Genomic DNA, 26,118 nt, shown 5'->3' with positions numbered 1-26,118 from the left:
GTCACTGCTTGTAGCCCTGCTGCTCGAAGACCTGGACGATGCGGGTGTGGGTCGAGGCGACGGCGTCGGCCGGCTTGGCGCCCTGGATGACCGACTGCATCATGTCGGTGAGCAGGTAGGCGGCGGTGGCGGCCTGTTCACCGGGGCTCGGGGCCTGGGGGAACTTGAAGCCCGTTTTGGTGGCCACCGGGAGCGGCGTGCGGGTCTGCTCCCGCAACGCCGGGAAGGCCGGATCACCGGTGGTGTAGTACGGGTCGGAGTCCCACACCTTGTCCCACGAGGGATTCACCAGGCACGGTGCTCCCTTCGCGACACCGAGCAGCGCGGTCCCGCTGACCATGTACTTCGCCACCAGCTTGGCGAGATCGGGGTTCTTCGCCCCCTTGAACACGACGAACGAGTTGGACTCGCCGAACGCGAGCGGCTTGTCGATCGCCGGTCCGGTGGCGCCGTTGAACGGGTGGGTGTTGGCGTACACCGGGTTGTTCTTGGTCTTCGAGTCGGCGTAGACGCTGAACTGGTTGAGCGTCAGCCCGAGGATCTGGGCCAGCCAGTTCTCGTTGTTGCTCGAGTCGGTCCAGCTGCCGATGCCCGGCGGCAGCATCGGCGTGTACTTCGGGTTCGTGTAGATGTCGCCGATGAACGTGACGGCGGCGACGGTCTCCGGCGAGTTGAACACCACCTTCGTGCCGGTGTTGTCCGCGATGGCGCCGCCGTAGGTGTTGATGACGTTCGCGATGAAGCCGTTGGCGTCGCCGGAGCGGTTCACCGTGAGACCCCAGCCGAAGCGCTTCTTCGCCGGGTCGGAGACCTCCAGAGCGTTGTCGCGCAGCTCTTCCCACGTGTAGTGGGGTTTGAGCTCGAGACCCTTCTCCTGGTACCAGTCCTTGCGCAGGTACATCGCGGAGGCGATGAAGTGGTAGGGGATCGCGAACCAGCGCCCGTCGAACACGCAGTAGTTGGTCGCCTCCGTCGCGGGCTCGCCGTAGAGCTTGCGCATCTCGTCGACCACGTCGGTGACGTCGGTGAGAGCGCCGAGGTTGTGGAGCTGGCCGACGAACCGCCGGTCGCTCACGAAGGCGAAGTCGCGGCTGGTGCCCGCCTTCACCTCGGCGTCCATCTTCGCGACCATGTCGCCGGCATCACCGGAGACCAGGTCGTTGCGGACCGTGGTGCCGGTGGCCTGGGCGAACACCTGCAGCGACCTGTCCAGCGCCTGGTTGGCGGCCTCCGAGTACAGCTTCTGCGAGAGCATCCCCGCCGACCCGCCGCGCAGCGGGCCCGCCTGGTCGAGGAGTGCCTGGGGCACTTGGACGTCGACCTGCGGCGCGGGCGCGGGGCCTCCCCCGCACCCCGCGAGACCGAGCACGCCCAGCGCGCTCACCCCGAGGAAGGTGCGCCTCGATAAGTCCGTTTTCTCTTCCATGACCACTCCTCTCGCGTCCGGTCGAGCGGACGCGTACCGACGGGGCGACGTTGCAACCGGCGGGACAACGAGGCGTGGGCCGCGCTGCCGGGTCGTTCATGTGCTGAAGAACGGTGAAGCGGAAGAACTCTCGTGCGGTGCGCTAGCGCCGTCGGGCAGCGCGTTTGGTCTGCTGCTCCTTCTCCGCGAGGAGGTTGGAGTTGTTGGCCAGGTGCTTGCGCATCGCCGCGCGGGCGCCTTCCGGGTCGCGCGCCACGAGTGCCTCGTAGATCTCCGTGTGGTCGCCGGTGGCCTTGCGCAGCGCGGCCGGCGCCTCGTTGGTGATGCGCCGGCTGGCCGTGCCCAGCCAGCGGGCGGAGTACATGATCCGGTCGAGTATGCGGTTGTCGGCCGCCCGGCAGATCTCCATGTGGAACTCGTGGTCGACCTCGAGGTAGGCGTTGGGATCCCCCTCGAGCGCCGACATGCGGTCGAGCTCGTCCTTGAGCCGCTCCAGGGTCTCGCCGGTGACGCTGGCCGCGGCCATCGCGGCGAGTTCGGGTTCGAGCAGCACGCGCATCTGGTGCAGCTCCTGCAGCAGCTCGCCGACGATCTCGGTGGGCAGCCACTCGATCAGCAACGGACTCAGGTAGTCCCACTCCGCGCGGGGACGCACGGCGACGCGGCGACCCTGCGCGACCTCGACGATGTCGAGCGAGGCGAGGATCTTGAGCGTCTCCCGCGCGACCACGCGGGACACCCCGAACTCCCGGGAGATGTCGAGTTCCGACGGAGCACGCCCGTCCTCGATCTCGCCGCTGACGATGCGCCGGGTCAGGTGTGCGGCCACCTGCACCGGCAGAGTCCGGACCTTGACAGCGTCCGAAGACTCTTGTCCCCTTTGCATGTCATCAGCTTATAGGACAAGTTTGACCCAGCGACAGAGTCTGTTCCTCTGCACGACCCAGCGGCGGGAGAGCAATGCGGATCGTCAACGTCACGACGGCGGTGGTCGACTACCACGGTCAGGCCACACTGGTCCGGATCGACACCGACGAGGGCCTCAGCGGGTTCGGCGAGGCCAATCCCGACGCCGGCGCGGGCGCCGTCGTCGGAATGATCAATTTTCTGGCGCCACTCCTGATCGGCGAGGACCCGCGCAACGTCGAGCGGTGCTGGGAAAAACTGCGCCGCAACAAGGTCTTCGCCGGTCCCCAGGGCGGGGTGTTCGTGATCGCCCTGTCCGGGATCGAGCTCGCGCTGTGGGACCTCGCGGGCAAGGCCGCGGGCCAGCCGGTCTACCGGATGCTCGGCGGGAAGTTCCGCGACCGGATCCGCCTCTACGCCGACTGCGGCGACGGCGACGACCCCGCGGGCTCGATCGCCGGGTGCGTCGACCGGGCCCAGCGGATGGTCGCCGAAGGCTTCACCGCCATCAAGTTCGACATCGACAACCTCGGCCACCCCGCCAAGTTCGACGCCTTCAACCACACGATCAACGCCGCCGAGCTGCGGTCGATGGTCGAGCGCGTGGCGGCCGTGCGGGAGGCGATCGGACCGGACGTCGACCTGGCCATCGACCTGCACGCCCGCTACGACGTGCCGAGCGCCTGCCGGATCTCGTGGGAGCTCGAGCCGTTCCGCCTGATGTGGCTCGAAGAGCCGCTGCCGGCGGAGAACGTCGACGCGCTGGCGCGGGTGCGCGCGCAGACCCGCACGCCGATCTGCGCGGGCGAGAACCTCTACCTGCGGTGGGGATTCCGCGACCTGCTCGAACGCGGCGCCGTGGACGTCATCGAACCGGACGTGCCGAAGTGCGGCGGCCTCGCCGAAGCCAAGAAGATCGCCAACCTCGCGGAGATGCACTACATCCCGTTCGCACCGCACCTGGTGTCGACGCCCCTGGGCACGATGGCCACGTCGCACCTCTGCGGAGCCATCCCCAACTTCTTCGTCCAGGAATGGCACGCCCTCGACGAGCGCGCGGTGTGGGACGGCTACGTCCACGCCCCCGACGGGAGCGGCTCGATCGTGAAGGACGGCTACATCACGCTGCCCGACACCCCCGGCATCGGCGTGGAGCTCGACATGGACGGTGTGCGGGCACACGCCGTCGCGGGCTACGGGATCTTCGAGTAGCGGAGCCGGAATCCCTGATCGACACGTGAGCGTGGCGGTGACGTCACCGCCACGCTCACGCGGCTACCGGAGCTGGTCGTCGGTGTAGTATCCGGACTCCACGAGAACCTTGTGGTAGTTGGCCTTGTCGACGCTCACCGGGTTCAGCAGGAAGGCCGGGACGACCTTGACGCCGTTGTCGTAGTCGTTGAGGTTGTTCAGCTGCGGCGGCGTGCGGTCCTTCAGCACGGCCTCGGCCATCGACGCCGTGGCCTTCGCCAGTTCGCGGGTGTCCTTGTAGATCGTCGAGTACTGCTGGCCGGCGAGAATGGACTTCACCGAACCGAGCTCGGCGTCCTGGCCGGTCACGATCGGGAACTCGGGGCCGTAGCCGCCGTTCGTCAGCGCGGTGAGGATGCCGAGGGAGATGCCGTCGTAGGGCGAGAGCACGCCGTTCACCTTGGCTCGGCGGTACGTCGTGCCCAGGATCTCCTCCATGCGCTTGCGGGCGGTCTCGCCGTCCCACCGGAGGGTCGTGACGGCCTGGAACTCCGTCTGACCGCTGCGCACCACCAGCTTGCCGTTGTCGAGGTACGGCTTGAGCACGGACATGGCACCGTTGAAGAAGAACGCCGCGTTGTTGTCGTCCGCCGAGCCGGCGAACAGCTCGATGTTGAACGGCCCCTCCGCGGGGCCGGGGCTGGCGTCGGGGTTGCGCAGGCCCAGCCCGGTCAGCAGCGACTCGGCCTGGTAGACGCCGACCCGGAAGTTCTCGAACGTCGCGTAGAAGTCGACGTTCGGGCTCCCGCGCAGGAGCCGGTCGTAGGCGATCACCGGAATCCTGGCGTTCGCGGCCGTGTCGAGCGGCTTGGTCAGCGCCGAACCGTCCACCGACGCGATGATCAGGAGCTTCGCGCCCTTGGCGATCTGGTCCTCGATCTGCTTCACCTGGGTGGGCACGTCGTTCTCGGCGTACTGGAGGTCGACCCGGTGCCCGCGCGACTCCAGGTCGCGCTTGATGTTCTCGCCGTCGCTGATCCAGCGCTCCGACTTGGTCGTCGGCATCGTGACGCCCACGAGCGCACCGTCACCGGGTTTGGGCTGATCACCGGCCGCTGGTCCGCCGCATGCCGCCGCCAGCAGCGCGACTGCCAGCACAGCGAACCTCGGGAATACCATTCCGGCTCCTCGCGTGGATCAACGTTGACGGTCGCCACGGTTCGAGGCAGGCCGAAAAGGCGGCTTCGGTGTGACCCGCGCCACAAGCGGATGTGGACGTTAACAAGCGAACTTGGCCGAATCAAGCGAAGACACGAAGACGTTGTCAGCTCAGCGATTCGCATCTCGAATCACTCCTTGCACCTGACACTGGCGTCAGGTTCTAACGTGACGGCATGACTCTCTCCTCCGGCACGCACGACGGTCGCTTCGATGCCGTTCGCGCCGCGTTCGAGAACAACCTCGCCACCGGTGAAGAGCTCGGCGCTTCGCTCGTCGTGGACATCGACGGTGAGTCCGTTGTGGACATCTGGGGCGGCTACCGCGATGCCGCCCGCACCGCCGGCTGGGAACGGGACACGATCGTCAACGTCTGGTCCACGACCAAAACCGTCACCAGCCTCGCGACCCTGATGCTGATCGATCGCGGACAGCTGGACGCACACGCCCCGGTCGCCCGGTACTGGCCCGAGTTCGCCGCCCGCGGCAAGGACGCCATCGAGGTCCGCCATCTCCTGTCGCACACCTCCGGCCTTTCCGGACTCGAGCCACCGGTGAAGCTGACCGACCTCTACGACCCGGCGGACTCGACGGCGCTCTTCGCCGGCCAGGAACCGTGGTGGGAACCAGGCACCGCGTCGGGTTACCACGCGGCCACCTACGGCCATCTCCTCGGCGAACTCGTCCGGCGGGTCACCGGCAGCACGTTGCGCGAGTTCGTCGCGAACGAGCTGAGCGGTCCGCTCGCGGCGGACTTCCACCTGGGCGCGGCCGAAGTGGACTGGCCGCGAGTCGCCGAGATCGTCCCGCCGCCTCCGCCGTCGCGGTTGCCAGAGCCCGGCAGCATCGCGGCCCGGACGTTCGCCGGTCCCGTCGTGAGTGCCGGCGCGGCCAACACCGCCGACTGGCGCAGAGCCGAGATCGGCGCGCTGAACGGTCACGGCAACGCCCGTTCGGTCGCCCGGCTCCTGTCCGTGATCGCCAGGGGCGGCAGCGTCGACGGCACCCGCTACCTCGGCGAGGCGACGCTGGATCTGATCTTCGAGGACCAGGCCGACGGCGTGGACCTGGTGCTCGGCATCCCGATCCGCTGGGGAACGGGCTTCGCGTTGCCGAAGGAGGAGACGCTGTCCTGGATCCCCGCCGGGAGGATCTGCTTCTGGGGCGGGTGGGGCGGATCGATGATCATCATGGATCTCGAACGCCGGCTCACCATCTCGTACGCGATGAACCGCATGGCGCCCGGCATCATCGGCTCGGACCGCAGCGAGGCCTACGTTTCCGCCGTGTACGACGCGCTCGCCTGACTCAGGATCCACGAAGGCCGGCTCCCCCACCCGGTGAGGTGAGGAGAGCCGGCCTCGCTGGAACGACCTGGGTCAGACGCTCAGCGTTGCAGCGTCAGCACGCCCGGCCGGTACGGCAGGAGGCCGTAGTCACCGCCGGAGTTGGGGTTGCGACCCTGGTAGAGGAGCTGGAGGTTGCAGGGGTCGATGGTCTTGGTCTGGTCCGGGTTGGAGCGGATGAGGTCGCCGTGGCTGATGTCGTTGGTCCAGGTGGCGCCGCTGTTGGCCTTGCCGGCGAACGGGTTGCTCTCGGTGGCGGCCTGCGGCGTCCAGGAACCGTTGAGGCTGCTGGACGTGAACGAGCGGAAGTAGCGCCCGTTGTTCCCCATCGCCTCGACGATCATCAGGTACTGGTTCTGGCCCTGGACCTTGTAGACCTCGACGCCCTCGAACAGGTTCGCCGTAGTGTCGCTCATGATCTGCGTCCAGGACGAGCCGAAGCTGCCGGGGAAGTTCCCGATCGGCATGGTGGCCCGGTAGATCTTGCCGTTGTCACCGGCGAAGAACAGGTACATGTTCGTGTCGTCGCCGATGAGCGTCTGGTCGATGGGGCCGGTGCCGGAGTTGGGAATGCTTCCGGTGAACAGGGTCTGCGCCGACGACCACCCGTTCGCGTTGGTGGGGTCGTTCGACGTCCGGTAGCTGAACGCGGTCGGGCCCCACTGGTAGGTGAGCACCCAGATGTTCTTCGGTGCGAAGTAGAACAACGTGGGGGCGACCGTGCCCGCGCTCATCCCGTTCTGACTCGCCGAGGCCATGTCCGACCAGTTCGTGAACGTCCCGAAGTTCATCGAGCCCCAGGTCGTTCCCGTGTCGTGCGTCGTGGCGTAGACCAGGTGCTTGCCGTTGTACATGACGTGCGTGAAGTCCTTGAGCGACACCCATCCCTGCTTCGGGTTCGCGAGCGAGCCGGTCGACGACCAGCGGTAGCTCGACGGGAGCTGGCAGCTGCCGCCCGGCGGGGTGGTCGTCGTGGTGGTGGGGCCCGTGCCGCCACCGACGCGGACGAGCTGCCACTGCTGGTTGGTGCCGTTCCAGTCGCTGTACTGGACGACGTTCGCGCCGTCGGCGGTCGAGCCGCCCTGGACCTCGACGCTCTTGTTGCTGTTGCGGTTGATCAGTCGCACGTAGCCGCTGTCGGAGTCGGCGAGGCGGAACTGCTGGTTGGTGCCGTTGCCGTCGGCCCACTGGACGATGCTGCCGCCGTCCGCGGTCGAGAAGTTGTAGACGTCGAGGACCTTGCCCGACAGCCGGGACTTCAGCCGGTAGTAGCCGCCGCCGGAGTCGGTGAACTGCCACTGCTGCTGGTTGCCGTCGTTGCGGGCCCACTGGGTGATGCGCGCGCCGTCGTTCGTGGCGAGGTTGTAGACGTCCAAAGCCTTGCCGCTGTTGCGGTTGACCAGCACGTACCAGGCGGAGGTGTCGACGGTCGCCGCCGACACGGGTGTCGCGCTGAAAGCCGCCACGAGACCGCCGAGCAGGACGGCCACGACGGCGGTGACGCCGGCCACTCGACGTCGGCCGGCGCGGGAGACGGAGGTGGGCGGGTGATGGCCTGATCCGGCCATGAGCGTGCTCCTCTTCGTTGAGGTGAAGGAGAACCCGACCGGGGCACCGTTCGATCGACCACTTGCGCCGAGTGGCCCATCGCGTTTTCTGAACGAACGCTGATTACGTCACAGAGGTGCCATTGCTGCGGATACCGGTCGCGTCCATCAAACTGTGGAGGACGATCTCCGTCCGGTCAAGAAGTGTCGAATGCATTCGACTGGGGAAGCGAACAGGTCGTCGAATGTCTGTTAGCGCACTCATTCGCAGAGAACTGTCCTGCGGATCCGAATGAAGAATCCACTTCCCCATTCTTGAACGCCCTCAGGCCCAGGCGGCGAGAGTGAACGCGAGCAACGCCGTCGAGGTGAGGTCGATCGCGCTGCGCAGTCCACCGCGAACCCACCGGCGCTCGTTCTCCCGGGGGCCCTCCGTCACGGCAGCGTGCCGTTGCGGCGCAAGAGGTCTCGCGCGTGCTCGATGGCCTCGGGTGTGCTGGCGAACGTGCGCACGCCGTGGGTCTCCAGCTGGTGGCGGTGCCCGTCGCGCACGCCGGAGAGCAGCACGGTGACGCCCCTGTGCTCCAGTCTCTCGACGGCGTCGCGCAGGACCAGCACCCCGCTGCCATCCATTGTGGACACACGGGACATCCGCAGGATCACCACCCCGCCACGACGAGGCCGACGATCACGGCGGTGACGAGGTCGAGCGCCAGTGTCGCGATCGCGGTGAGGGCGAGCACCACCGCGTCGGAGCGGTTCGCGCGCATCAGGACCCGGACCGAACCGACCTCGACCATCCGCACCGCGGTGGCGAGCAGCACGCCGGCCAGCACGGCCAGCGGGATCCGTCCGACCGCGGAGGCCGCGACCAGCATGATGGCGGCGAGTGTCGCGGCGTGGACCAGGGCCGCCAGTCGCGAGGTCGCACCCGACCGGACGTTGACCGCGGTCCTGGCGATGGCCGCGGTCGCGGGCACGCCACCGAACATCGGTGTGATGACAGTGGTAACGCCACGACCGCGACCGTCAGGCCTGCGACGACACCTCTCGGTGTCGCTGCCGACCAGTCCGTCTTCGCGGCAGGAACGCTCTCACGCGGAGTCCTCGCGCAACTGTGCGAGCAACTCGTTCCGCCCGGCCAGCAACTCGGTGAGGATCCTTCTGGCGGCTTTCATCAGATCGGCCACGTCCGCGCCCGCGAGCGCGTACACCACCGTCGACCCTTCGCGGGTCGCCGTCACGATGCCGGACCTGCGCAGCACGGCCAGCTGCGCGGAGAGGTTGGACGGCTCGACCTCGATCTCGGCCAGCAGGTCGCGCACCGCTTTCGGGCCGTCCTGCAACAACTCCAGCACGCGGATGCGCACCGGGTGGCCGAGCATCCGGAAGAACTCGGCCTTCGCCTGGTACAGCGGAACCGGCACCGCTCAGCCCTCGTCGGGCGTGCCGACCGACACCCCGTGCTCAGCCGCCAGTCGCCGCAGGTTGGCAAGATCCGCGGCGTGCACGTCCGCCGCGTACTCGTCCTGCTGCTCCACCGCTTGCCGCACTGCCCGTTCCGCCTGCTCGACGCGGATGAGCAGGCTGTCCACGAACTCGTTCACGGGACCACGACCTGTCGACTTGAAGAATTCTTCAAGTCGAAACTCTACAACTTCGTCAACACGAACGGTCAGTTTCCCGCGCGCACGGGTTCGGTGGTGAACTCGACGTCGGTCACGCCCGCGACCGCGCGGACCAGCACGTCGACCACGTGCCGTTCGGTGGCGCTGTTGCCCTTGTCCACGATGGACACCTTGCCGCCGGTCACCGCGACCTGCCACCGTTGCGCGCCACCGACCATGCCGAGCCGGTGGTGGATCTCGGCCTCGACGACCCAGTCCGCACGGGTGATGGAGCGGAGCATGTCGCGGCGGGTCACGATGCCGACGAGGCGGCCCTCGTGGACGACCGGCACGCTGCGCACACCGTGATCGAGCATCAGGCCTGCGACCTCGGCCAGGTCGGTGTTCGGGCTCACGGTCGCCGGGGACTTCGTCATCACCTGGGCGACCACGTCCGCGGGTGCCTGCCTGGCTTCGACGGGTTCGCCGTGCACCAGTCCCCTCGGATCCTGAGGCAGGCGATCTCGCAGCAGAACGGCCTCGCTGACCATGCCGACCAACGCTCCCAGGGCGTCGACCACGGGCAGGGCGGTGAAGCCGCGTTCGGCGATCAGCCGGGCCGCGTCACGCGCTGGTGTGTCCTGCTCGACGACCACTACGTCCGTCGTCATCACGTCTCGAGTCCTCATGGCGCTCCTCAGCCGAAGATCTCGGTCTGGTGGGTGTGTGCGGTGTCGTCCCACTCGGGCCGCAGGTTGTTGTGCACGTCCACCACGCCCGGCAGAGCGCGGATCAGGTGTTCAGCGATCTCGGCCTCGCTCTGCCGCTCCAACTTCCCCTGCACCGTCACCACGCCGTCGGTCACCGCGACGTAGAGGGAATCGGGGTCCACCCACAGCATCCGGCCGAAGATCTCGTCGCGGATCGTCGTGCGCAGCTCGTCGTCCTCACGCAGGAAGAGTTTCAGCAGGTCGCGGCGGGACAGCACGCCGACGAGCGCGCCATCGGAGTCCAGTACGAAGAGCCTGCGCACGCCGGCGACCGCCAGTTCGCGGGCGGCAGCGCTCGCGGCGAGGTCCGGCGCGATGCTCTTCACCGGCGACGTCATCACGTCGCGGGCGGTCACCCCGCTCGCCTGCTCCCAGCGGTGCTTCGTCGTGCGGCCCGCGAACAGACCGGGCGCGTCTTCGGTGCCGCCGCGGAACTCCTCCTTGGGCATCAGGTCGGCCTCCGACACGACGCCGACCGGACAGCCGCCGTCGAGCACCGCGACCGCACTGATCCTGTTGTCCTCCAGCAGCCGCACGAGGTCCTTGAACGGGCACTCGACGTCCGCGGTGATCACCTCACGTGTCATCAGCGAGGCGACTGTCGGTTCACGCATGACACCCTCCGGCGATCCTCGGTTCGTGTGTGACCAAGCCTGGTCGGTGGCGCAGCGACCAGACACCTGCCAAGGGCCCGGCCAGGCCGGGACGTAGTCCCCTCTCCGGCGGCCGCTCCTGCTGCGAGCTTCACAGCAGGACTTCGACGTGGAGGTGAGCGGGATGGACCGCGGTCAGCCCGACGAGACGACGGTACGAGCGGCGGTGGCGCTGGCCGGACGAGCGCCGTCCGTGCACAACTCCCAGCCGTGGCGCTGGGAAACCGGTGCGCACAGCCTGCACCTGTACGCCGACCGCACGCGCGGCCTGCCCGCGACAGATCCGCTGGGCGCCGACCTGGTCGTCAGCTGCGGGGCCGCGTTGCACCACCTGCGGGTCGGGCTCGCGGCGCTCGGCTGGCGCACGAAGGTCCACCGGCTGCCCAACCCGGCCCAGCCCGACCACCTCGCGGCGATCGAGTTCCAGCCGTTCGAACCGAGGGAGTCGCACGTCGCTCTCGCCGCCGCGATTCCGCGCAGGCGCAGCGACCGGCGCGCCTTCTCCTCCTGGCCCGCTCCCGACGAGATCCTCCAGCAACTCGTGCGCAACGCCCGCGCCGAAGGGGTGGACGCCCACGTCGTCACCGGCAAGGCGTACGACGAACTCCTGATCGCCATCGCCAAGGCGGCCTGCATCCAGGAGGCCGACCCGGCGTACCAGGCCGAGATCCGGCAGTGGAGCGGCGTGTATCCCGGTGCGTCGGCGGGTGTCCCCGCCGCGAACATCCCCGCGGGCTCCCACCAGTACGGCGACCTCCGGATGCGAGAGTTCGCCCCGGGATCGTTGCCGCAGGGCGGTCCCAGCCTGCTCGGCGAGGACGCGGGAACGCTGCTCGTGCTGAGCACGTCGTCCGACGACGACCTGTCGCGGCTGCGGGCCGGGGAGGCGACCAGCGCGGTGCTGCTGGAAGCCACCGCCGCGGGACTGGCGACCTGTCCGCTCAGCCAGCCGCTGGAGGTCGTGGAGACCAGGGAACTGGTGCGCGACGAGGTCCTCGACGGCGCTTCCTGCCCGCAGCTGGTGATCCGCGTCGGCTGGGCCGCGTTCAACTCCGATCCGCTGCCCGCGACGCCCCGCCGTCCCGTCGTCGACCTCATCCGCGACCAGGAGCGGACCTGACCACCCGCATCCGTGACTTCGGCGAGGACGACGATCGGATCGGCCGAACGGCGGTTGTTGTCGCAGCGGGCCCGTTGGCGCCAGAACCGGAATGCACCGCCGCACAGGGGCGGAAGGCCCTGTCGCGCGGGGAAACCCTTGAGGAGGCTGGAGAACGGCGGCGGCGCGCAGACGCAGATTGTCACGATCGAACCGAACCGCGTCGCCGCCCCTTCGGCGTCCTCCGATCTGGAGGAATCCACCTCTGCCACGAGAAACCGGCGTCCCGTCGCCACTGAGCACAAGGGCTCTGTCCACCCCTGATCAACGCAACGACGGTGGTGGCATGACCGAGATCCTCGTCGCCTACGCGACCAAGACGGGTGCTACCAAGGAAATCGCCGAAGCGATCGCCGCACGGATCCGCTCGGCGTCGCACGAAGTCGTCGTGCTGGACGCCGCGGACGTCGGCTCCGTCGAGCCCTACAAGGCGGTCGTGCTCGGCAGCGCGCTGTACGCGGGCCGGTGGCGGCGGGAAGCGGTGAAGCTGTTGACCCGCAACGAGAAGCTCCTGCACGCCCGCCCGTTGTGGCTCTTCCACAGCGGCCCGCTCGGCACCGATCTCACCCCGCAGCGAGCGCCGCGCAAGGTGCGCGAGCTCGCCGCCCGCATCGGCGCGGACGAACCCATCACCTTCGGCGGCAGGCTCACGCCGGAGACCGCGACCGGCTTCATCGCCAAGAAGATGGCGCAGGGCCCGATGGCGGGCGACTTCCGGGACTGGGACGAGATCGAGCGCTGGGCGTACACGATCGCCGCCGCGTCCATCTCGGGCGGCACCGGTGGTGGCTCAGGCCGGGACGAGAAGGGCCAGGAGGGCGAGGGCGGAGGGTTCGAGATCTCCGCGAAACCGACCGGGGCCTACGTGATCAACGGAGGCGACGTCCGGTGGGTGCCCGCGGTCGACGTGAACCGGCTGATCGCCACCCTGGGCGCGGTCGCGGTCGCGGCTCTCTTCGTGGCCGCCCGTTCCTGAAGTCCCGCAGGTGATCGGGACGTTCACGCCGTCGGCGACGAACCGGGGGTCCGGTCTCCGGAGGAAGTGAGCCAGCACGTCTTCGGCACCGCCGCGGCACGTCCCGACTGGATCGGGACCAAGGTCTGCGTTCACCGGCGGCGTTCCTGACCAGACTCGAACCAGAAGAACTTCCTGGGAGGTAAAGATGTCCGCTGTTCACGCTCCTGCCCGCACCCGAACCGAAGCGGGTGCCGTGCCCCTCGCGGTGCTGCGCATCGTGACCGGGTTGCTGTTCCTCTGGGCGTTCGTCGACAAGGCGTTCGGTCTCGGCTACGCCACCCAGCCCAAGAACGCGTGGTTCTCGGGAGGCTCGCCCACGAAGGGCTTCCTCAGCCGGGTCGCCGTCGGGCCGTTCGAGTCGCTGTTCCACGACATCGCCGGAGCCTGGTGGGCCGACCTGCTGTTCATGGCCGGTCTGCTCGCGGTCGGTGTGGCGCTGGTGCTCGGCATCGGCATGCGGATCGCCGCCGTCAGCGGTGCGCTGATGATGGCGCTCATGTGGGCCGCCGAATGGCCGCCGGCACAGCACACCTCTACCGGTGAGGCGACGATGTCGACCAACCCGCTCATCGACTACCACGTCGTCTACGCCCTCGTGCTGATCGCCCTCGCGGCCACCGCGTCCGGCGTCACGTGGGGCCTGGCGCGCTGGTGGAGCGACCTGCCGGTGGTTAAGGCGAACCCTTGGCTGCGGTGAACAACGAAAGAGCTGAGAGAGGGCGCCGCGGCGCCCTCTCTCGTTCGAGCGTCCGACAGGAAGGGTCACCCGCCTCAACGTCCGGTCCACGACGAGCCTCGAGCAGGACGGCGACGCGATGGCGACGGGACCGAGAGGCAGATCTGGAAGTCGAGAGCAGGAGCGATCTTGTTCACGGCCACGGAGGCAGGCAACTATGGTTCCGCGCAGGCAAGGCGTGGTTCCGCACCCCCGCCGAGCCGTCCACACCGGCGGCAACAACGCTGGAACGTCCACCAGGAACGACGACCCGCCTCAGCGCCCGGTCCAGTCCGGCGCGGTCAGCTCCCATTCGAGCTGCCACCAGCGCAGCCGAACCCGCATGCACGCGAACCTCACCAGTCCGAACAGCAGCGCCATGGCACCCGTGACCAGACCCCACAGCAGCACCGCGCTGAAGATCGCGTTGAACGCGGCTCCCTGGTTCGTCATGGGAGGCTCGGCCGGCTCACCGCTCAGATCGACCCAGACTCGCAGGGTCGTGCCTGCCTCGGCGCCGTAGGGCGCGCGGACGACGTCCTTCCGCTCGAGGCCGTCGGGCATGCGCCAGGTCGCGACCGCCTCGGTCGTCTCGACCAGCGCTTCGCTGTCGGCGGCACCGTCCATCGACGGCGCGTCCTCCACGAGCACGGCGTCCACCTGGATCCGGCTCTTCTGCTCGGCCTCGACGCGCGACACGTGCGTCGCGTAGATCTCCGAGCCGATCGCCCCGGCTACGGGGACCATCAGCAGCGCGACCACGACCCCCAGTGCGAGCACCGCACCCTCGATCCGGTCGCCGAACGAGGCGAGCGGGTTGCGTCCGGGGAAAGCCCGGCGGACAAGTCGGGACATCGCGGTCATGGTCCACCTCCACCCCCGAGACTTCCGGGTGCGGGCGGCGGACCCCAGGGACCTTGGTCTCGTCACCGATGAGCCCCTGGTCTCGAAGAAACGAGAGTCTCGGCGCGGGGCTTCCTCTACGACGTTCAGACGAGATCGGCGGCGTGATCCGGCACTTCTCGTTGCAGGGCGCGGGCCGTGCGCTGGTAGCCGCTGGACGGTGGCCGCGCGGGCAGCTTGATCTTCGGCGCGGTGACCTCGTGGTAGTCGATCGTGCCGAGCAGGTGGGCGATCATGTTGATCCGCGCCCGTCGCTTGTCGTCGCCCTCGACCGCGTACCAGGGTGATTCGGTGGTGTCGGTGTGCACCATCATCTCGTCCTTGGCGCGGGAGTAGTCCTCCCAGCGCGTCAACGACTCGAGGTCCATCGGCGACAGCTTCCAGCGCTTCAGGGGATCGTCGAGGCGCTTGCGGAAGCGGCGTTCCTGTTCGGCGTCGCTGACCGAGAACCAGTACTTGCGCAGCAGGACGCCGTCCTCGACGAGCATCCGTTCGAACTGCGGGCACTGCCGGAGGAACAGCCTGTGCTCCTCCGGCGTGCAGTAGCCCATCACGCGCTCGACGCCGGCGCGGTTGTACCAGCTGCGGTCCAGCAGCACGATCTCGCCCGCCGCCGGCAGATGTGCCGTGTAGCGCTGGAAGTACCACTGGGTGCGTTCGCGTTCGCTGGGTGCGGGCAGGGCCACGATGCGGGCGACGCGCGGGTTGAGGTGCTCGGTGATCCGTTTGATCGCCGAGCCCTTGCCCGCCGCGTCCCGGCCTTCGAACGCCACCACGAGCCGGGCGCCGGTGGCCTTCACCCACTCCTGAAGTTTCACCAGCTCGGTCTGCAGCCGCAGCAGCTCCTGCTCGTACGCCTCGCGCCCCAGCTTGGCCATCAACTGCCTTTCCCGTGGCGCTGCCGCCACTTCTCCAGCTCCACGACGACGTACGCCGCCGCACTCAGCATGAAGACCACCAGCCAGGGCTGCCACCCGAGCGGTTCGGTGTGGAACAGGTCGTTCATGAACGGCACGTACGTGAGCAGCAGCTGCAGGCCCGCGGTCAGCGCGATCCCCACCCACAGCCACCGGTTCGGTCCGGTGGCCGGCCGCCACTTCTCCAGCGAGCGGCAGTTGACCAGGTAGGCGATCTGGGCGCCGACGAAGACGTTCACCGCCACCGTCCGCGCGACCTCCAGCGTGGCACCCGACGCGAGCTGCCAGCGGAACGCGCCGAACGAGCACGCGAGCAGGATCGCCGAGACGAACACGATGCGGCCGACGAGTTGCCGGGTCAGCAACGGGAGCGACGGCGGCAGGGGTGGGCGGCTCATCACGTCGGCCTCACGCGGTTCGAAGGCGAGCGTCAGTCCCAACGCGACCGCGGTGGTCATGTTGATCCACAGGATCTGCACCGGCAGGATCGGCAGTGCCGTGCCGAGCAGGATCGCCGTCAGGATGACCAGGCCCTCGGCCATGTTGGTGGGCAGCGTCCAGATGATGAACTTGCGCAGGTTGTCGAAGACCGCGCGGCCTTCCTCGACGGCGGCGCGGATCGAGGCGAAGTTGTCGTCGGTCAGCACCATGTCGGCGGCCTGTTTGGCGACCTCGGTGCCGCCCTTGCCCATCGCCACGCCGATGTCCGCACGACGCAACGCGGGCGCGTCGTTCACGCCGTCGCCGGTCATCGCGACGACGTCACCGCCGGCCTGGATCTCCTTGACCAGCCTCAGCTTCTCCTCGGGTGCGACGCGGGCGCGCACGTCGGTGATGCCGAACTCGTCCGCGATGGCACGAGCGGTGGCCGGGTGGTCGCCGGTGATCATCCTGACCTCGATGCCGGCGGCCTGGCAGGCGCGCACGGCCTCGATCGCCTCGGGCCGCGCCGGGTCGTGCATCGCGACCAGGCCCAGCAGGACCACGTTGCCCCGCAAGCCTTCCTCCGACAGCTCCACGCCTGCCGCGCGTCCGACGGCCAGGACCCGCAGGCCGGCGGCAGCCAGTTGTTCGGCTTCGACGCACCTGTCCTGCCCGGCGAGGGCGAGGATCCGTTCGACCGCGCCCTTGACGTAGACCACGTCGTTGGCGTGCCGGGTCGCCATGAACATCCGTTCCGAGTTGAACGGCAACACGTCCACCCGCTCGGGTACGTCGCTCTCCGCGAGCCCGGCTTTGCGCGCCGCCACGACGAGCGCGGCCTCGGTCGGATCACCGATCGGGAGCCAGCGTCCACCGTCCTCGACGATCCGGGCGTCGTTGCACGCGAGGCCCGCCAGCAGGCACTCACGCAGTGCAGGCGTGACTTCAGGCGTGATGGCCCCGGTCGGCTCGTACCCGATGCCGGACAGGTCGTGCTGTGTCCCTCCCGCGACGACCGTGTCGACCGTCATCGCGTTGGCGGTCAGCGTTCCCGTCTTGTCCGTGCAGATCACCGTGGTGCTGCCCAACGTCTCGACGGCGGGCAACCTGCGGATGATCGCGTTGCGCTTCGCCATCCGCGCCACTCCGATGGCCAGCGTCACGGTGACCGCGGCGGGCAGGCCTTCCGGGATCGCGCCCACGGCGAGCGCGACGGCCGCGGTGACCATCTCCGCGAGCGGTTCGCCGCGCAGCACGCCGACCACGACGCTGAACGCCGCGAGGCCGAGGATCACCACGGTCAGGATCTGGCTGAAGCGCGTGAGTTTGCGGGTCAGCGGGGTCTGCACGGTGGTGGTCGAGCTGACCAGCCGGTGCACGCGGCCGATCTCGGTGCCCGCGGCGGTCGCGACCACGACACCGCGCCCTCCCCCGGCGGTCACGAGCGTGCCGGAGTAGGCCATGTTGGTCCGGTCGGCCAGCGCGGTGTCCGCGGGCAACTCCACCGGACTCTTCGCCACCGGCAGGGACTCCCCGGTCAGCGCCGACTCGTCGACGCGCAGCTCCTTCGTGGTGACGAGCCGCAGATCCGCGCCGACCTGGTCGCCCGCCTCCAGCACGACCAGGTCACCGGGCACGAGCTCCGCAGACGGCACGCGTGCGGTGAGACCGTCGCGCACGACGGTCACCTCGGTGCACACCATCGCCGTCAGGGCGTCCAGGGCCCGTTCGGCACGCGCCTCCTGGATGAACCCGATGACGGCGTTGACCACGACGACGGCGAACACCACGGAGGCGTCCACGACCTCGCCCAGCGCCGCGGTGATGCCCGCGGCCACCAGCAGCACGTAGATGAGCGGGTGGTGCAGCTGTCCGAGCAGCCGCACCACCCAGCTCTGGCCGCGCACGGCGGCCAGCTCGTTCGGCCCGTGCGCGGCCAGCCGGTCCCGCCACTGGGTGGTGGTGAGTCCGGCGGCCTCGTCGGTCTCCGTCATCAGGACGACCTCGGCCACCGGTAGTCCGTGGTGGACGACGTCCTCGCGATCAGCCGTGCTCAGCGGCATGGCCCACTCGCAGGTGCGGGTCGTCGTGGCTCATGGCCCGCAGCACGTCGAGCCGGGTGACCATGCCGATGACCCTGCCGTCGTCGAGCACCGGCACGCAGAGCACCTCGTAGCGGGTCATCGCCTCGAAGAGCGTCGCCACGTCGAACCCCGCCCCGACCGTCAGCGCGGGCTGCGCCATGACCTGCTCGACCTTGGGCGAGCCGCCCTCGCCGCGGCGGCAACCGGCTTTGGTCACCACGGCGACGAACGTGTTCCCGTCGACGACGGGCAGCATCGTCAGGCCGAAGTCGTCCATCAGCCCTTCGGCGTGGCGGGCGAAGTCACGCGGTCCGACCGTGACGAGGGGACGGACCATCGCGTCGACGGCCTTCATCGCGTGCTCTCCGCGAGCTCATGGTCGTTCACGGGGATGACGACGATCGGCGCGTGCGCGTGCCGCACGACGTGCATGCTCGTCGAGCCGAGGACGATCTGACGGACCCGGCGCCCGGTGTGCGAGGCGACGACCAGCATCGCGGCGCCCTCCGAGGTCTTCTCGAGCGTCGCGGCCGCGTCGCCGCGCAGGCTCATGCGGACGATCTCGGGCAGGTCCTGGCGCTGCTCCGACGCCTTCCGCACCGCCTTCTCGAGCACGGCCGCCGACTCGGCCCGCACCTGCTGTTCCGTCGTCTCCGTCCAGTTGGCGAGCGCCTCGAACGTCCAGGCGTGGACGACGTGCAGCGGGCACTTGCGCACGACCGCCTCGTCCAGTGCCCACTCCAGCGCCCGGTCCGACGCGGGCGTTCCGTCGATGCCCACCACGATCGGCTTGGTGCTCATGGCCTTCTCCTCTGGTTCGCGTGGTCAGGTGGTGCGCAGGCGGCGCAGGAACGGGTCGGTGTGCTGGGCCGGTGCGACGCGCACTCGTGCGTCGACGACCACGCATCCCTTGTCCGTCAGCACCAACGGGTTGATGTCGAGCTCGACGATCTCGGGCAGTGCGCCGGCCAGTTCGGCGACGCGGAGCAGCACCTCCCGGACGGCGTCCTCGTCGGTGTCGGCGAGCACGTGGCCCGCGGTGCGGAAGCCGTGCAGCAGGTCATCGGCGTCCGCTGTGGACAATGGCGCGAGCGCCGCCGCGCGGTCGTCGAGCAGGTCGGTGTCCACGCCGCCGAGGCCCGTGACCACGAGCGGCCCGAACTTCTCGTCGGTGACGACACCGACCAGCAGTTCCCGGCCGCCGGACGCCATCGGTTGCACGAACACTCCGCGCAACCGGTCGCCGAAGCGTTCCTGGAACGCGCGGAACGCTTCCGCCACCCCGCCCGCGCCGGTGACGCCGAGTTCCACGCCGCCTCCCTTGCTCTTGTGCAGCAGGTCGTCGGCCACCGCCTTGAGCGCGACCGGGACGTCGTAGGCCAGTTGCGCCGCCACCGCGTGTTCCGCGGTCGTCGCGAGCGTTCCGCCCAGCACCGGGAGCCCGAACGTGGTCAGCAGCGCCATCACCTCGTCCGGAGGCAGCCAGCCCTGCCGGTCGGCCACGATCGTTCTCGCGGCGCCGAGGTCGATCCGGTTCAGGCGGGCGAACTCCCTCGGGCGGGCCAGCCAGTCCGCGCGTTCGACCAGCCGCGCCAGTGCCGCGGCGGCGCGAGCGGGTTCGGCGTAGCAGGGCACTTCACCTGCGAGCCGTTCGGTTTGGCCGGTGCGCACGGCGAGCACCGGTTTGCCTTCGACGTCGTGCACGCCACCGGTGGGATCACCGAGTGCGGTCGGCACCGTCACGGTGATCACGGAGTCGACCGCCGGGTCGGCGCCGATGACGTCGAGGCAGCGGGCGAAGATCTTCTCGTCGACGACGGCGGTGGTGTCGACCGGGTTCTGCACGCTCGCCGTGTGCGGCATCAACTGCGCCAACGCCTTGCGGGTCTCGTCGCCGAGTGCGGCCATCTGCAGGCCTTGGCGCACACAGGCGTCCGCGGCCAGCACCCCGAGTCCACCCGCGTTGCTCAGCACCGCCACCGACCGTCCACTCGGGAGAGGCTGCCTGCTCAGGGCCATCACGGCGTCGGTCAGTTCCGGAATGCTGTCGACCGCGATCACGCCCGCCTGCCGGAACAGCGCGTCCCTGGTGACCGACGGCGTCGCGGTCGAGGCGGTGTGCGAGGCGGCGGCGCGCTGGCCGGCTTCACTCGTGGCCGCGCGGATGGCCAGCACCGGTTTGGTGGCGGCGACGCGGCGGGCGATGCGGGCGAACTTGCGCGGGTTGCCGAAGGACTCCAGGTACAGCGCGATGATGTGAGTGTCCTGGTCGTGTTCCCACCACATCAGCAGGTCGTTGCTGCTGATGTCGAGCTTGTCGCCGGTGGAGACGAGGGTCGACAGGCCGAGACCGAGGCGGCGCAGCTCTTCCCGCACGCCGATCGCGATGCCGCCGGACTGGGTGACCAGTCCGATGCTGCCCGCCGGGGTGCTGTGCGCCGCGAAAGTGGCGTTCATCCGCACGCCGGGCGCACTCGTCGACACACCAAGGCAGTTCGGCCCGACGAGCCGCATGCCGTGTGCGCGGACGGCCTGCAGCAGTTCCTCGGCGTTGACGCCGGACGAGATGACGACCAGCGCGCGAACGCCCCTGCGACCGCACTCGTCCGCGACAGCGGGAACAGCTTTCGCCGGCACGCACACCACGGCCAGTTCAGGTGCTTCCGGCAGCTCGTTCACCGAGTCGTAGCAGTCGACTCCGGCTACGGACTTCGCGTGCGGGTTGACCGCGTACAGGTCGCCGGTGAAGTCGCCGTCGACCAGGTTTCGCAGGATCGCGTGCCCGACAGACCCCTCTGATCGTCCGGCACCGATCACGGCGATCGAAGTGGGACGCAGCACGTGGGTCAGGCTCGCGACGTCGGCGCGCGACTCACGGGCGCTCGTCGCGTCGAGGTAGGTCTCGCCGGGCTCGAGGACGAGCTCGACGTAGATGACCTCGCCGTCGGGGACGATCGAGGTGACAAGCCCCATGCGCGTGAACACGCGCAGCATCCGGCCGTTGATCGTGAGCACCTCGGCGGTGAAGCGACGCACGCCTCGACCGCGTGCCAGGGAGGCGAGGTGTTCGAGCAGGAGGGTGCCGACGCCGTGGGCCTGCTCGGCGTGCGACACCACCAGCGCGACTTCCGCGAAGTCCGTCTCGCGCACCACGACGTAGCTCGCGGCTCCCAGCAACCGGTCCTCGCGGAACGCGCCGAGCACCACGTGGCGCGGGGCGTCCGGCGAGATCATCCGTTCGACGAAGTCCTGCAGCTGGCTCGGCGACGAGCTGAAGAACCTGAGGTAGCGGTCCTCGACCGGCAGGCCGTGGTGCAGCTCGAGCAGCGCCGCCACGTCGTCCAGCCCCAGCTCGCGCACCGTGACGACCGAGCCGTCCGCCAGCAACGCCGCCGCGTTCACAGCAACGGTCCAGGCGTCACCGCTGCAGCCGCAGCAACGAACGCGTGCTCCTTCTTGGTCTTCGGCTCCCGGATCACGACGACCGGGCACGCGGCGTGGTGCACGCAGTACGAGCTGACCGAGCCGAGAACGACCTCGACGACCGTGTTGTGCCCGCGGCTGCCGACGACGAGCAGTTCCGCTTCCTCGGACGCCTTGGTGAGCGCGTCCCTGGGATCGCCCTCGACCAGGATCCGGCGGATCTCCACGCCCTCGAACCCGTGCACCGCACCGTCGAGCGCCTTCTGCGCCGACTCCTTCATCGCCTGTGGGGACAACGCCATCAGCACCTCGGCGGGCACCGGTCCGATCATGCCGCCGTAGTCCGGGTGCCACGCCGAGATCACGTCGACCGGGCATCCGCGCCGCCGAGCATCCTCGACGGCCCACCGCAACGCCGCCTGCGAGGCGGGTGATCCATCAACTCCGACCACCACGGGCCGGGACTCGTTCTCGCTCATGTACTTCAGCCTCGCGGTCCGCGCCGCGGCCGGTGAGTGCCCGCGGTCCCGCGCCGTCCGGGACCTTCGTCCCCGGTCTACCAGGCCATGCCCAGCCCGACCGCGACGACCGCGGGCGCGAGCCACGCGGCGAGCCTCAGCGCGAACCGCGGTCCGCCGGCCACCGTGGCCAGCACGAGTTTCACGACGGTGTTCGTGGCCAGCGCGGCACCGCATGCCAGCACCGCGATGTGCACCGAAATCGACTGTGGCGCAAGCGAAGCGGCCGCGATCGCCGCGGCGTGCGCGTCGGCCAGCCCACCCAGAGCGCCGGCTGCCACCACTCCCCCACCGCCGAGCCACTCCGCTGCCGCACGGGTGACCACCAGGAACAGCACGAGGATCGCCGCCAGGGACAGCGCCGCCTTCACCGACATCGGCCTGCTCACCACGGGCTCGTCGTTCTCCGCTGCAACGGGCCTGGTGCGCCAGACGAGCCACGCCACCTCGACCAGCAGCACCAGCGCTCCCGCTCCGATCGCGGGCAGCAGTCTCAGCGCGACAGGCGGACTCGCGATGGCGGTCACCGAGACGATCTGTGCGAGTGTGGCCAGGTTGACCGCCACCGCACCCGGAAAAGCCGCCGCACCAACGGTTCGGTGCTTGCGCGCCATCACCGCGGTCGTCGCCGAGCCGGAGACGAAGCCACCGGCGAACCCGGTGACCAGCAGACCCCAGCGCTCACCGAACGCGCGTGCCGCCACGTAGCCTGCCCAGCCGATGACCGTGACGGCGATGACCAGCCACCACACCCGTGCGGGGTTCAGCACCCCGTACGGGCCGAGCGGCCGGTTGGGCAGCAGCGGCAGCACGACGAACGCGACGACGAACAGGATCATCGCGTCGCGCACGTCCTGATCGCTCACCACCTTGCGGGCGAACCGGTGCAACGGCCGCTTGGCCGCCAGCAGCGCGGCAGCCGCGACACCCACCGGCACCGCGAGCTCGGGCCGATGCCAGGCGAGCGCGCCCAGCAGGAACGTGGCGATGGCGGCGATCTCGGTCGTGGCACCCGGCTCGGAGGTGCGCAGGTACCAGGTGATGACGAGCGCGGCGACCGCACCGAGCGCGACGGCGACAGCGACGGGTGACAGCGCGGCGCTGACCGCTCCGGCCAGCGCGATCAGCGGAAACGTCCGCGAACCCGCGGGCCTGGCCGAGTCGTGCGCGTTGTCGTGCTCCCGCTCCACGCCCAGCAGCAACCCGATCGCGAGCGCCGTCGCGAGGTGGCCGAGTGCGACAGCGGTGTCCACCGGCTCAGCCCGCGCGCAGGCGCGCGGCCTCTTCCTCAGCCGTGACGACGTGCGTGTCCGGGCCGGGGAACACCAGTGCCTCGTGCTCGGTGTCCAGCCACCGCACGAGGTAGGGAGGTCTGCCCTCCGCGTGCTTGACCGCCGTGACCTGTCCGCGCCGGCCGCCGGGCTCCACCAACCAGTCGCCCCTCTTCACCTTCATGACGTCCTCCATTCGCTCCGTGCGATCAAGAGTTCGTCACGCGCGTGCGCGTCAGCAGTGCGGATGGGCTCACCTGGCTCGTGACGTTGGTCCCTGCCAGCGGTTACTCCAGAGCCGCACGCTGGTTCCGAGTGATGGGAGCAGCCATGAGGACACGTGTGATCCTGGTCGGCGTCGACGGTTCGACGGAGTCGCGCGCGGCGTTGCGCTGGGCGTTGGAAGAGGCTTCGCACCGGGGCGCCAGGGTGGAGGCGATGCTGGCCTACCAGCAGGAGCCCGTGGTGGTGCCGGCCGTGCCGATGGGCCTCAACCCGTACGGCGAGATGCCCAGACGGCACCCGGCGCGCGAACTCCACGCCACCGTGCAGCAGGTCCGCGCGACGATGTTCGACGCACCGGACGTCGCCGAGTGCGTCGTGGTGGGCGATGCGGCGGACCACTTGGCCGAGGCCTCGAAGCACGCCGAACTGCTGGTGATCGGCACGCGAGGGCGCGGAGCCGTCCGCGAGTTCCTTGCGCACGGCGTCGCCGCGAACTGCCTGCGCCACGCCGAATGCCCGGTCGTGGTCATTCCTCCGACCACGACCCGGTGAAGCACGCCGGGCTTCCCCTTCATCACGAGGACGAAGGGGAAGCCCGGCGGGTGACGCGGCCTAGTCGGGTCGCACGATCGCCAACGGGCACGGCGCGTTGTAGACGAGTGCCTGACTCGTCGAGCCGAGCAGCATCCCGGCGAACCCGCCGTGCCCGTGGCTACCCACCACCACGAGCTGAGCCTCAGCCCCGTACCGCATCAGCGCCCGCACGGGCCGATCGCGCACGACCACCGGGTGCACCTGCACGTCCGGGTACTTCTCCTGCCACCCGGCGAGGCGTTGCGCCAGCAGCCTGCGTTCGTCGGCTTCCACCTGGCCCCAGTCCACGGTGAACCGCGACGAGCTGTACGCGCTCTCGACCATGAAGTCGGTCCAGCACATCACGACGGTCAGCTGCGTGTCGCGCACAGACGCCGTCTCGAAGGCGAACGCCAGCGCGGCCTCACTCGTCGGAGAGCCGTCGACACCGACGACGACAGGCCCATCGGGCACGGACGTGCCGCGCACCACGACGACGGGACTCTTGCCGTGTGCCGCCAGCGCCAGGGCGGTGGAGCCGACGATCATGCCGGTCACGGTGCCCAGGCCCTGCGAGCCGACCACGACGAGGCGCGCGGACTTCGACTCCTCGATCAGCAACGTGGTGGCGCCGCAACACGCGATCTCGGTGGTCACCTCGACGCCGGGCGCCGCCGCCCGCGCGGCCGCGGTGGCCTCGTCCAGCTTGTCGCGGCCCAGTTGCTCGATCGCCTGACGGATCTCGTTGCCGGTCAGGATGATCTCGGGATAGCCGCGGGTCGGCAGCACGTAGGCGTGCACGAGCCGCAACGGCACCTTGTGCCGGGCGCACTCCTGCGCGGCCCACGCCACGGCGAGCAGCGCGGAGGTGGAGCCGTCGACGCCGGCCACGATCGGGGCGGATGGGGATTTCATCGTCGTCCTCCAGTCAGAACACGGGCGCGGCGCACTCCCGGCACGGCGTCGGCGAGTGCGACGAGAACCCGTTCGGTGTCCTCGTCGGTGGTCGCGGCGCCGATGACGGCCTCGCCGTCGACGACACTGACCGTCCACTTGCGACCGCCGCCGTACATGTCGAGCACGCGCTGGACTTCCGCGGTCACCGTCGTGTCGGCCCTGGCGATCACCCTCACCAGATCGCGGCGGGTGACCACACCGATCACGGTCGAGCCGTCGACGATCGGGACGCACCGCCGCCGGTCGTCGATCATCACGCGCGCGAGCATCTCGGCCGGCGCGGCGGCGTCCATCGCGACGGCGGGGGTGGTCATCACGTCGGCGACGACAGTGCCGGTCTCCTCGAGGTACTTGCCGCGCACCAGGTCGGCCTCGGTGATGATGCCGATGAGGCGCTTGTCGTCATCGACGACGGGCAGTGCGGTGAACCCGTGCGAGACCATCAGCGCGGCCGCGCCCTTGAGCGGTACGGCCGGTTTCACGGTGATCACCGGGCTGGTCATGATGTCGCGAGCACGCATGGCAGAGCTCCCTTCCTGCTTCGACGCTAGGAATCGGAACGACCGGCCGACGCTGCCGCAGGTCCCGTGCCGACCGGGCCCTTGGCACCGACGATCGCCATCGCCTGCGGAAAGCCGGCGAGCTCGTGCCGTTCGATCAGGCCCGCCCGCCACTCCTGGCGGTGCACCAGGTGGACCACCGGCCGGACGGCCACGCCCCCACCGCGTCCCGCCAGCACCGCGGCCTGCAGGGCCGCACCGCCCCGGACGTGGTCAGGGCGCCGGTCGCCGGTGGTGATCACGACGAGTTCGTGGTCGTTCAGCGAGCGCAGCTCCGTCCCCGCCCAGTGGCTCGCCCACCCGAGCGCGTGAGCGTCGCCGGAACCGGACGCGTCGGCGAGGCGGATCGCCCGGTGCAGGTCGAGATCCTGCGGGTCCGGTGGCTCGCGGCGGTCCGCCCGGACGACGGCGAGCACGTCTGGGCTGGCCTGGTCGGTCGGGAACACGACGTGCGGATGCCACCCGGCGTACCGGACGGCCAGCACGACGTGTTCCAGGGCGGCGCCGCACGAGAGCAGCCGGTCGAAGCCGAGCGGGTCGTGCCCGGACCGTTGTCCTGACTCGAAGAGGTAGACCGAACGGCCGTGCAGCTCCAGCGCCCACGGGCGGTCCGCGCTGTACACGGGCGCTTTGACGGCTGCCTCGACGATTTCCGCCGACTCCGCTGGATTCCATCGCATGCCCCGACGATTCCGCCGCGGTGCACCG

General features: G+C 69.6%; 28 protein-coding genes. 6 read left to right on the top strand and 22 right to left on the bottom strand.

Going from position 1 to position 26,118, the window contains the following annotated elements; translation table 11 throughout:
• Position 1: 1 nt before the first annotated feature.
• The gene (locus ACIRG5_RS44325) at positions 2 to 1,426 is read right to left on the bottom strand and encodes an ABC transporter substrate-binding protein (RefSeq protein ID WP_402916768.1); all 1,425 of its coding nucleotides are present in this window, start codon (positions 1,424 to 1,426) and stop codon (positions 2 to 4) included.
• Positions 1,427 to 1,568: 142 nt separating this feature from the next.
• On the bottom strand, positions 1,569 to 2,312 hold the full coding sequence (locus ACIRG5_RS44320) for an FCD domain-containing protein (protein WP_319979329.1): 744 nt from the start codon (positions 2,310 to 2,312) through the stop codon (positions 1,569 to 1,571).
• Positions 2,313 to 2,386: 74 nt separating this feature from the next.
• Here ACIRG5_RS44320 and ACIRG5_RS44315 point away from each other — a divergent pair, with 74 nt between their 5' ends.
• Complete coding sequence (locus ACIRG5_RS44315; protein ID WP_402916765.1) at positions 2,387 to 3,544, top strand: mandelate racemase/muconate lactonizing enzyme family protein; 1,158 nt, start codon at positions 2,387 to 2,389, stop codon at positions 3,542 to 3,544.
• Between the two features lie 63 nt (positions 3,545 to 3,607).
• Here the strand turns inward: ACIRG5_RS44315 and chvE are convergent, their stop codons facing one another.
• Positions 3,608 to 4,702 (bottom strand): multiple monosaccharide ABC transporter substrate-binding protein, encoded by a 1,095-nt coding sequence (chvE, locus tag ACIRG5_RS44310; protein WP_402916763.1) that lies wholly within the window; start codon positions 4,700 to 4,702, stop codon positions 3,608 to 3,610.
• 215 nt (positions 4,703 to 4,917) lie between these two features.
• Here chvE and ACIRG5_RS44305 point away from each other — a divergent pair, with 215 nt between their 5' ends.
• Positions 4,918 to 6,048: a serine hydrolase domain-containing protein gene (locus ACIRG5_RS44305; protein ID WP_402916761.1), complete on the top strand. Its 1,131-nt coding sequence runs from the start codon at positions 4,918 to 4,920 to the stop codon at positions 6,046 to 6,048.
• A gap of 80 nt (positions 6,049 to 6,128) precedes the next feature.
• Here the strand turns inward: ACIRG5_RS44305 and ACIRG5_RS44300 are convergent, their stop codons facing one another.
• The 7 genes from ACIRG5_RS44300 to ACIRG5_RS44270 all read right to left on the bottom strand — a co-directional run bounded on the left by ACIRG5_RS44300 (position 6,129) and on the right by ACIRG5_RS44270 (position 10,625).
• Entirely contained in the window at positions 6,129 to 7,655 is a 1,527-nt protein-coding gene (locus tag ACIRG5_RS44300) for a non-reducing end alpha-L-arabinofuranosidase family hydrolase (protein ID WP_402916759.1), read from the bottom strand.
• Positions 7,656 to 8,069: 414 nt separating this feature from the next.
• Positions 8,070 to 8,267 (bottom strand): hypothetical protein, encoded by a 198-nt coding sequence (locus ACIRG5_RS44295; protein WP_402916891.1) that lies wholly within the window; start codon positions 8,265 to 8,267, stop codon positions 8,070 to 8,072.
• A gap of 26 nt (positions 8,268 to 8,293) precedes the next feature.
• Positions 8,294 to 8,626, bottom strand: coding sequence for a SulP family inorganic anion transporter (locus ACIRG5_RS44290; RefSeq protein WP_402916757.1), 333 nt, complete (start codon positions 8,624 to 8,626; stop codon positions 8,294 to 8,296).
• Between the two features lie 102 nt (positions 8,627 to 8,728).
• Entirely contained in the window at positions 8,729 to 9,061 is a 333-nt protein-coding gene (locus tag ACIRG5_RS44285; RefSeq protein WP_402916755.1) for an ArsR/SmtB family transcription factor, read from the bottom strand.
• Between the two features lie 3 nt (positions 9,062 to 9,064).
• Entirely contained in the window at positions 9,065 to 9,241 is a 177-nt protein-coding gene (locus ACIRG5_RS44280) for a hypothetical protein (protein WP_402916753.1), read from the bottom strand.
• A 68-nt stretch (positions 9,242 to 9,309) separates the two neighbouring features.
• Complete coding sequence (locus ACIRG5_RS44275) at positions 9,310 to 9,930, bottom strand: CBS domain-containing protein (protein ID WP_402916751.1); 621 nt, start codon at positions 9,928 to 9,930, stop codon at positions 9,310 to 9,312.
• Positions 9,931 to 9,938: 8 nt separating this feature from the next.
• Positions 9,939 to 10,625, bottom strand: coding sequence for a CBS domain-containing protein (locus tag ACIRG5_RS44270; protein ID WP_402916749.1), 687 nt, complete (start codon positions 10,623 to 10,625; stop codon positions 9,939 to 9,941).
• Between the two features lie 163 nt (positions 10,626 to 10,788).
• On the opposite strand from ACIRG5_RS44270, the gene ACIRG5_RS44265 reads away from it, so the two are divergent.
• From ACIRG5_RS44265 to ACIRG5_RS44255, 3 genes are all read left to right on the top strand, one after another.
• Positions 10,789 to 11,784, top strand: a complete 996-nt coding sequence (locus ACIRG5_RS44265) for an Acg family FMN-binding oxidoreductase (protein ID WP_402916747.1) — start codon at positions 10,789 to 10,791, stop codon at positions 11,782 to 11,784.
• A gap of 325 nt (positions 11,785 to 12,109) precedes the next feature.
• Positions 12,110 to 12,799: a flavodoxin domain-containing protein gene (locus ACIRG5_RS44260; RefSeq protein ID WP_402916745.1), complete on the top strand. Its 690-nt coding sequence runs from the start codon at positions 12,110 to 12,112 to the stop codon at positions 12,797 to 12,799.
• A 187-nt stretch (positions 12,800 to 12,986) separates the two neighbouring features.
• On the top strand, positions 12,987 to 13,538 hold the full coding sequence (locus tag ACIRG5_RS44255; protein WP_402916743.1) for a hypothetical protein: 552 nt from the start codon (positions 12,987 to 12,989) through the stop codon (positions 13,536 to 13,538).
• Positions 13,539 to 13,832: 294 nt separating this feature from the next.
• Here the strand turns inward: ACIRG5_RS44255 and ACIRG5_RS44250 are convergent, their stop codons facing one another.
• The 9 genes from ACIRG5_RS44250 to ACIRG5_RS44210 all read right to left on the bottom strand — a co-directional run bounded on the left by ACIRG5_RS44250 (position 13,833) and on the right by ACIRG5_RS44210 (position 23,279).
• Entirely contained in the window at positions 13,833 to 14,411 is a 579-nt protein-coding gene (locus tag ACIRG5_RS44250; protein WP_402916742.1) for a hypothetical protein, read from the bottom strand.
• A gap of 134 nt (positions 14,412 to 14,545) precedes the next feature.
• Complete coding sequence (ppk2, locus tag ACIRG5_RS44245) at positions 14,546 to 15,337, bottom strand: polyphosphate kinase 2 (RefSeq protein WP_402916740.1); 792 nt, start codon at positions 15,335 to 15,337, stop codon at positions 14,546 to 14,548.
• The gene (locus ACIRG5_RS44240) at positions 15,337 to 17,862 is read right to left on the bottom strand and encodes a cation-translocating P-type ATPase (protein ID WP_402916738.1); all 2,526 of its coding nucleotides are present in this window, start codon (positions 17,860 to 17,862) and stop codon (positions 15,337 to 15,339) included. The genes ppk2 and ACIRG5_RS44240 overlap by 1 nt, the downstream gene beginning before the upstream one ends.
• Positions 17,843 to 18,238, bottom strand: a complete 396-nt coding sequence (locus ACIRG5_RS44235) for an HPP family protein (protein ID WP_402916736.1) — start codon at positions 18,236 to 18,238, stop codon at positions 17,843 to 17,845. Before ACIRG5_RS44235 ends, ACIRG5_RS44240 begins: the two co-directional genes overlap by 20 nt.
• Positions 18,235 to 18,684, bottom strand: a complete 450-nt coding sequence (locus ACIRG5_RS44230) for a universal stress protein (protein WP_402916734.1) — start codon at positions 18,682 to 18,684, stop codon at positions 18,235 to 18,237. The genes ACIRG5_RS44235 and ACIRG5_RS44230 overlap by 4 nt, the downstream gene beginning before the upstream one ends.
• Positions 18,685 to 18,708: 24 nt before the next feature.
• Entirely contained in the window at positions 18,709 to 21,285 is a 2,577-nt protein-coding gene (locus ACIRG5_RS44225) for a GNAT family N-acetyltransferase (protein ID WP_402916732.1), read from the bottom strand.
• The gene (locus ACIRG5_RS44220) at positions 21,282 to 21,785 is read right to left on the bottom strand and encodes a universal stress protein (RefSeq protein ID WP_402916730.1); all 504 of its coding nucleotides are present in this window, start codon (positions 21,783 to 21,785) and stop codon (positions 21,282 to 21,284) included. The genes ACIRG5_RS44225 and ACIRG5_RS44220 overlap by 4 nt, the downstream gene beginning before the upstream one ends.
• Positions 21,786 to 21,862: 77 nt before the next feature.
• Complete coding sequence (locus ACIRG5_RS44215; RefSeq protein ID WP_402916728.1) at positions 21,863 to 23,077, bottom strand: MgtC/SapB family protein; 1,215 nt, start codon at positions 23,075 to 23,077, stop codon at positions 21,863 to 21,865.
• A 4-nt stretch (positions 23,078 to 23,081) separates the two neighbouring features.
• Positions 23,082 to 23,279: a DUF1918 domain-containing protein gene (locus tag ACIRG5_RS44210; protein ID WP_402916726.1), complete on the bottom strand. Its 198-nt coding sequence runs from the start codon at positions 23,277 to 23,279 to the stop codon at positions 23,082 to 23,084.
• 146 nt (positions 23,280 to 23,425) lie between these two features.
• On the opposite strand from ACIRG5_RS44210, the gene ACIRG5_RS44205 reads away from it, so the two are divergent.
• A complete protein-coding gene (locus ACIRG5_RS44205) occupies positions 23,426 to 23,872 on the top strand; it encodes a universal stress protein (RefSeq protein ID WP_402916724.1) in 447 nt (148 codons plus the stop codon).
• Positions 23,873 to 23,932: 60 nt separating this feature from the next.
• Here the strand turns inward: ACIRG5_RS44205 and ACIRG5_RS44200 are convergent, their stop codons facing one another.
• Genes ACIRG5_RS44200 through ACIRG5_RS44190 form a run of 3 tightly spaced genes read right to left on the bottom strand, consistent with a single transcriptional unit; the run spans position 23,933 to position 26,090 of the window.
• Positions 23,933 to 24,808: a universal stress protein gene (locus ACIRG5_RS44200; RefSeq protein ID WP_402916722.1), complete on the bottom strand. Its 876-nt coding sequence runs from the start codon at positions 24,806 to 24,808 to the stop codon at positions 23,933 to 23,935.
• A complete protein-coding gene (locus ACIRG5_RS44195; RefSeq protein WP_402916720.1) occupies positions 24,805 to 25,371 on the bottom strand; it encodes an HPP family protein in 567 nt (188 codons plus the stop codon). Before ACIRG5_RS44195 ends, ACIRG5_RS44200 begins: the two co-directional genes overlap by 4 nt.
• A gap of 26 nt (positions 25,372 to 25,397) precedes the next feature.
• The gene (locus tag ACIRG5_RS44190) at positions 25,398 to 26,090 is read right to left on the bottom strand and encodes a hypothetical protein (protein WP_402916718.1); all 693 of its coding nucleotides are present in this window, start codon (positions 26,088 to 26,090) and stop codon (positions 25,398 to 25,400) included.
• Positions 26,091 to 26,118: the final 28 nt, after the last annotated feature.

It is taken from the genome of Lentzea sp. NPDC102401 (genome assembly GCF_044765805.1).
GTDB lineage: Bacteria > Actinomycetota > Actinomycetes > Mycobacteriales > Pseudonocardiaceae > Lentzea > Lentzea sokolovensis.
This window is presented reverse-complemented; position numbering and strand designations above follow the sequence as displayed.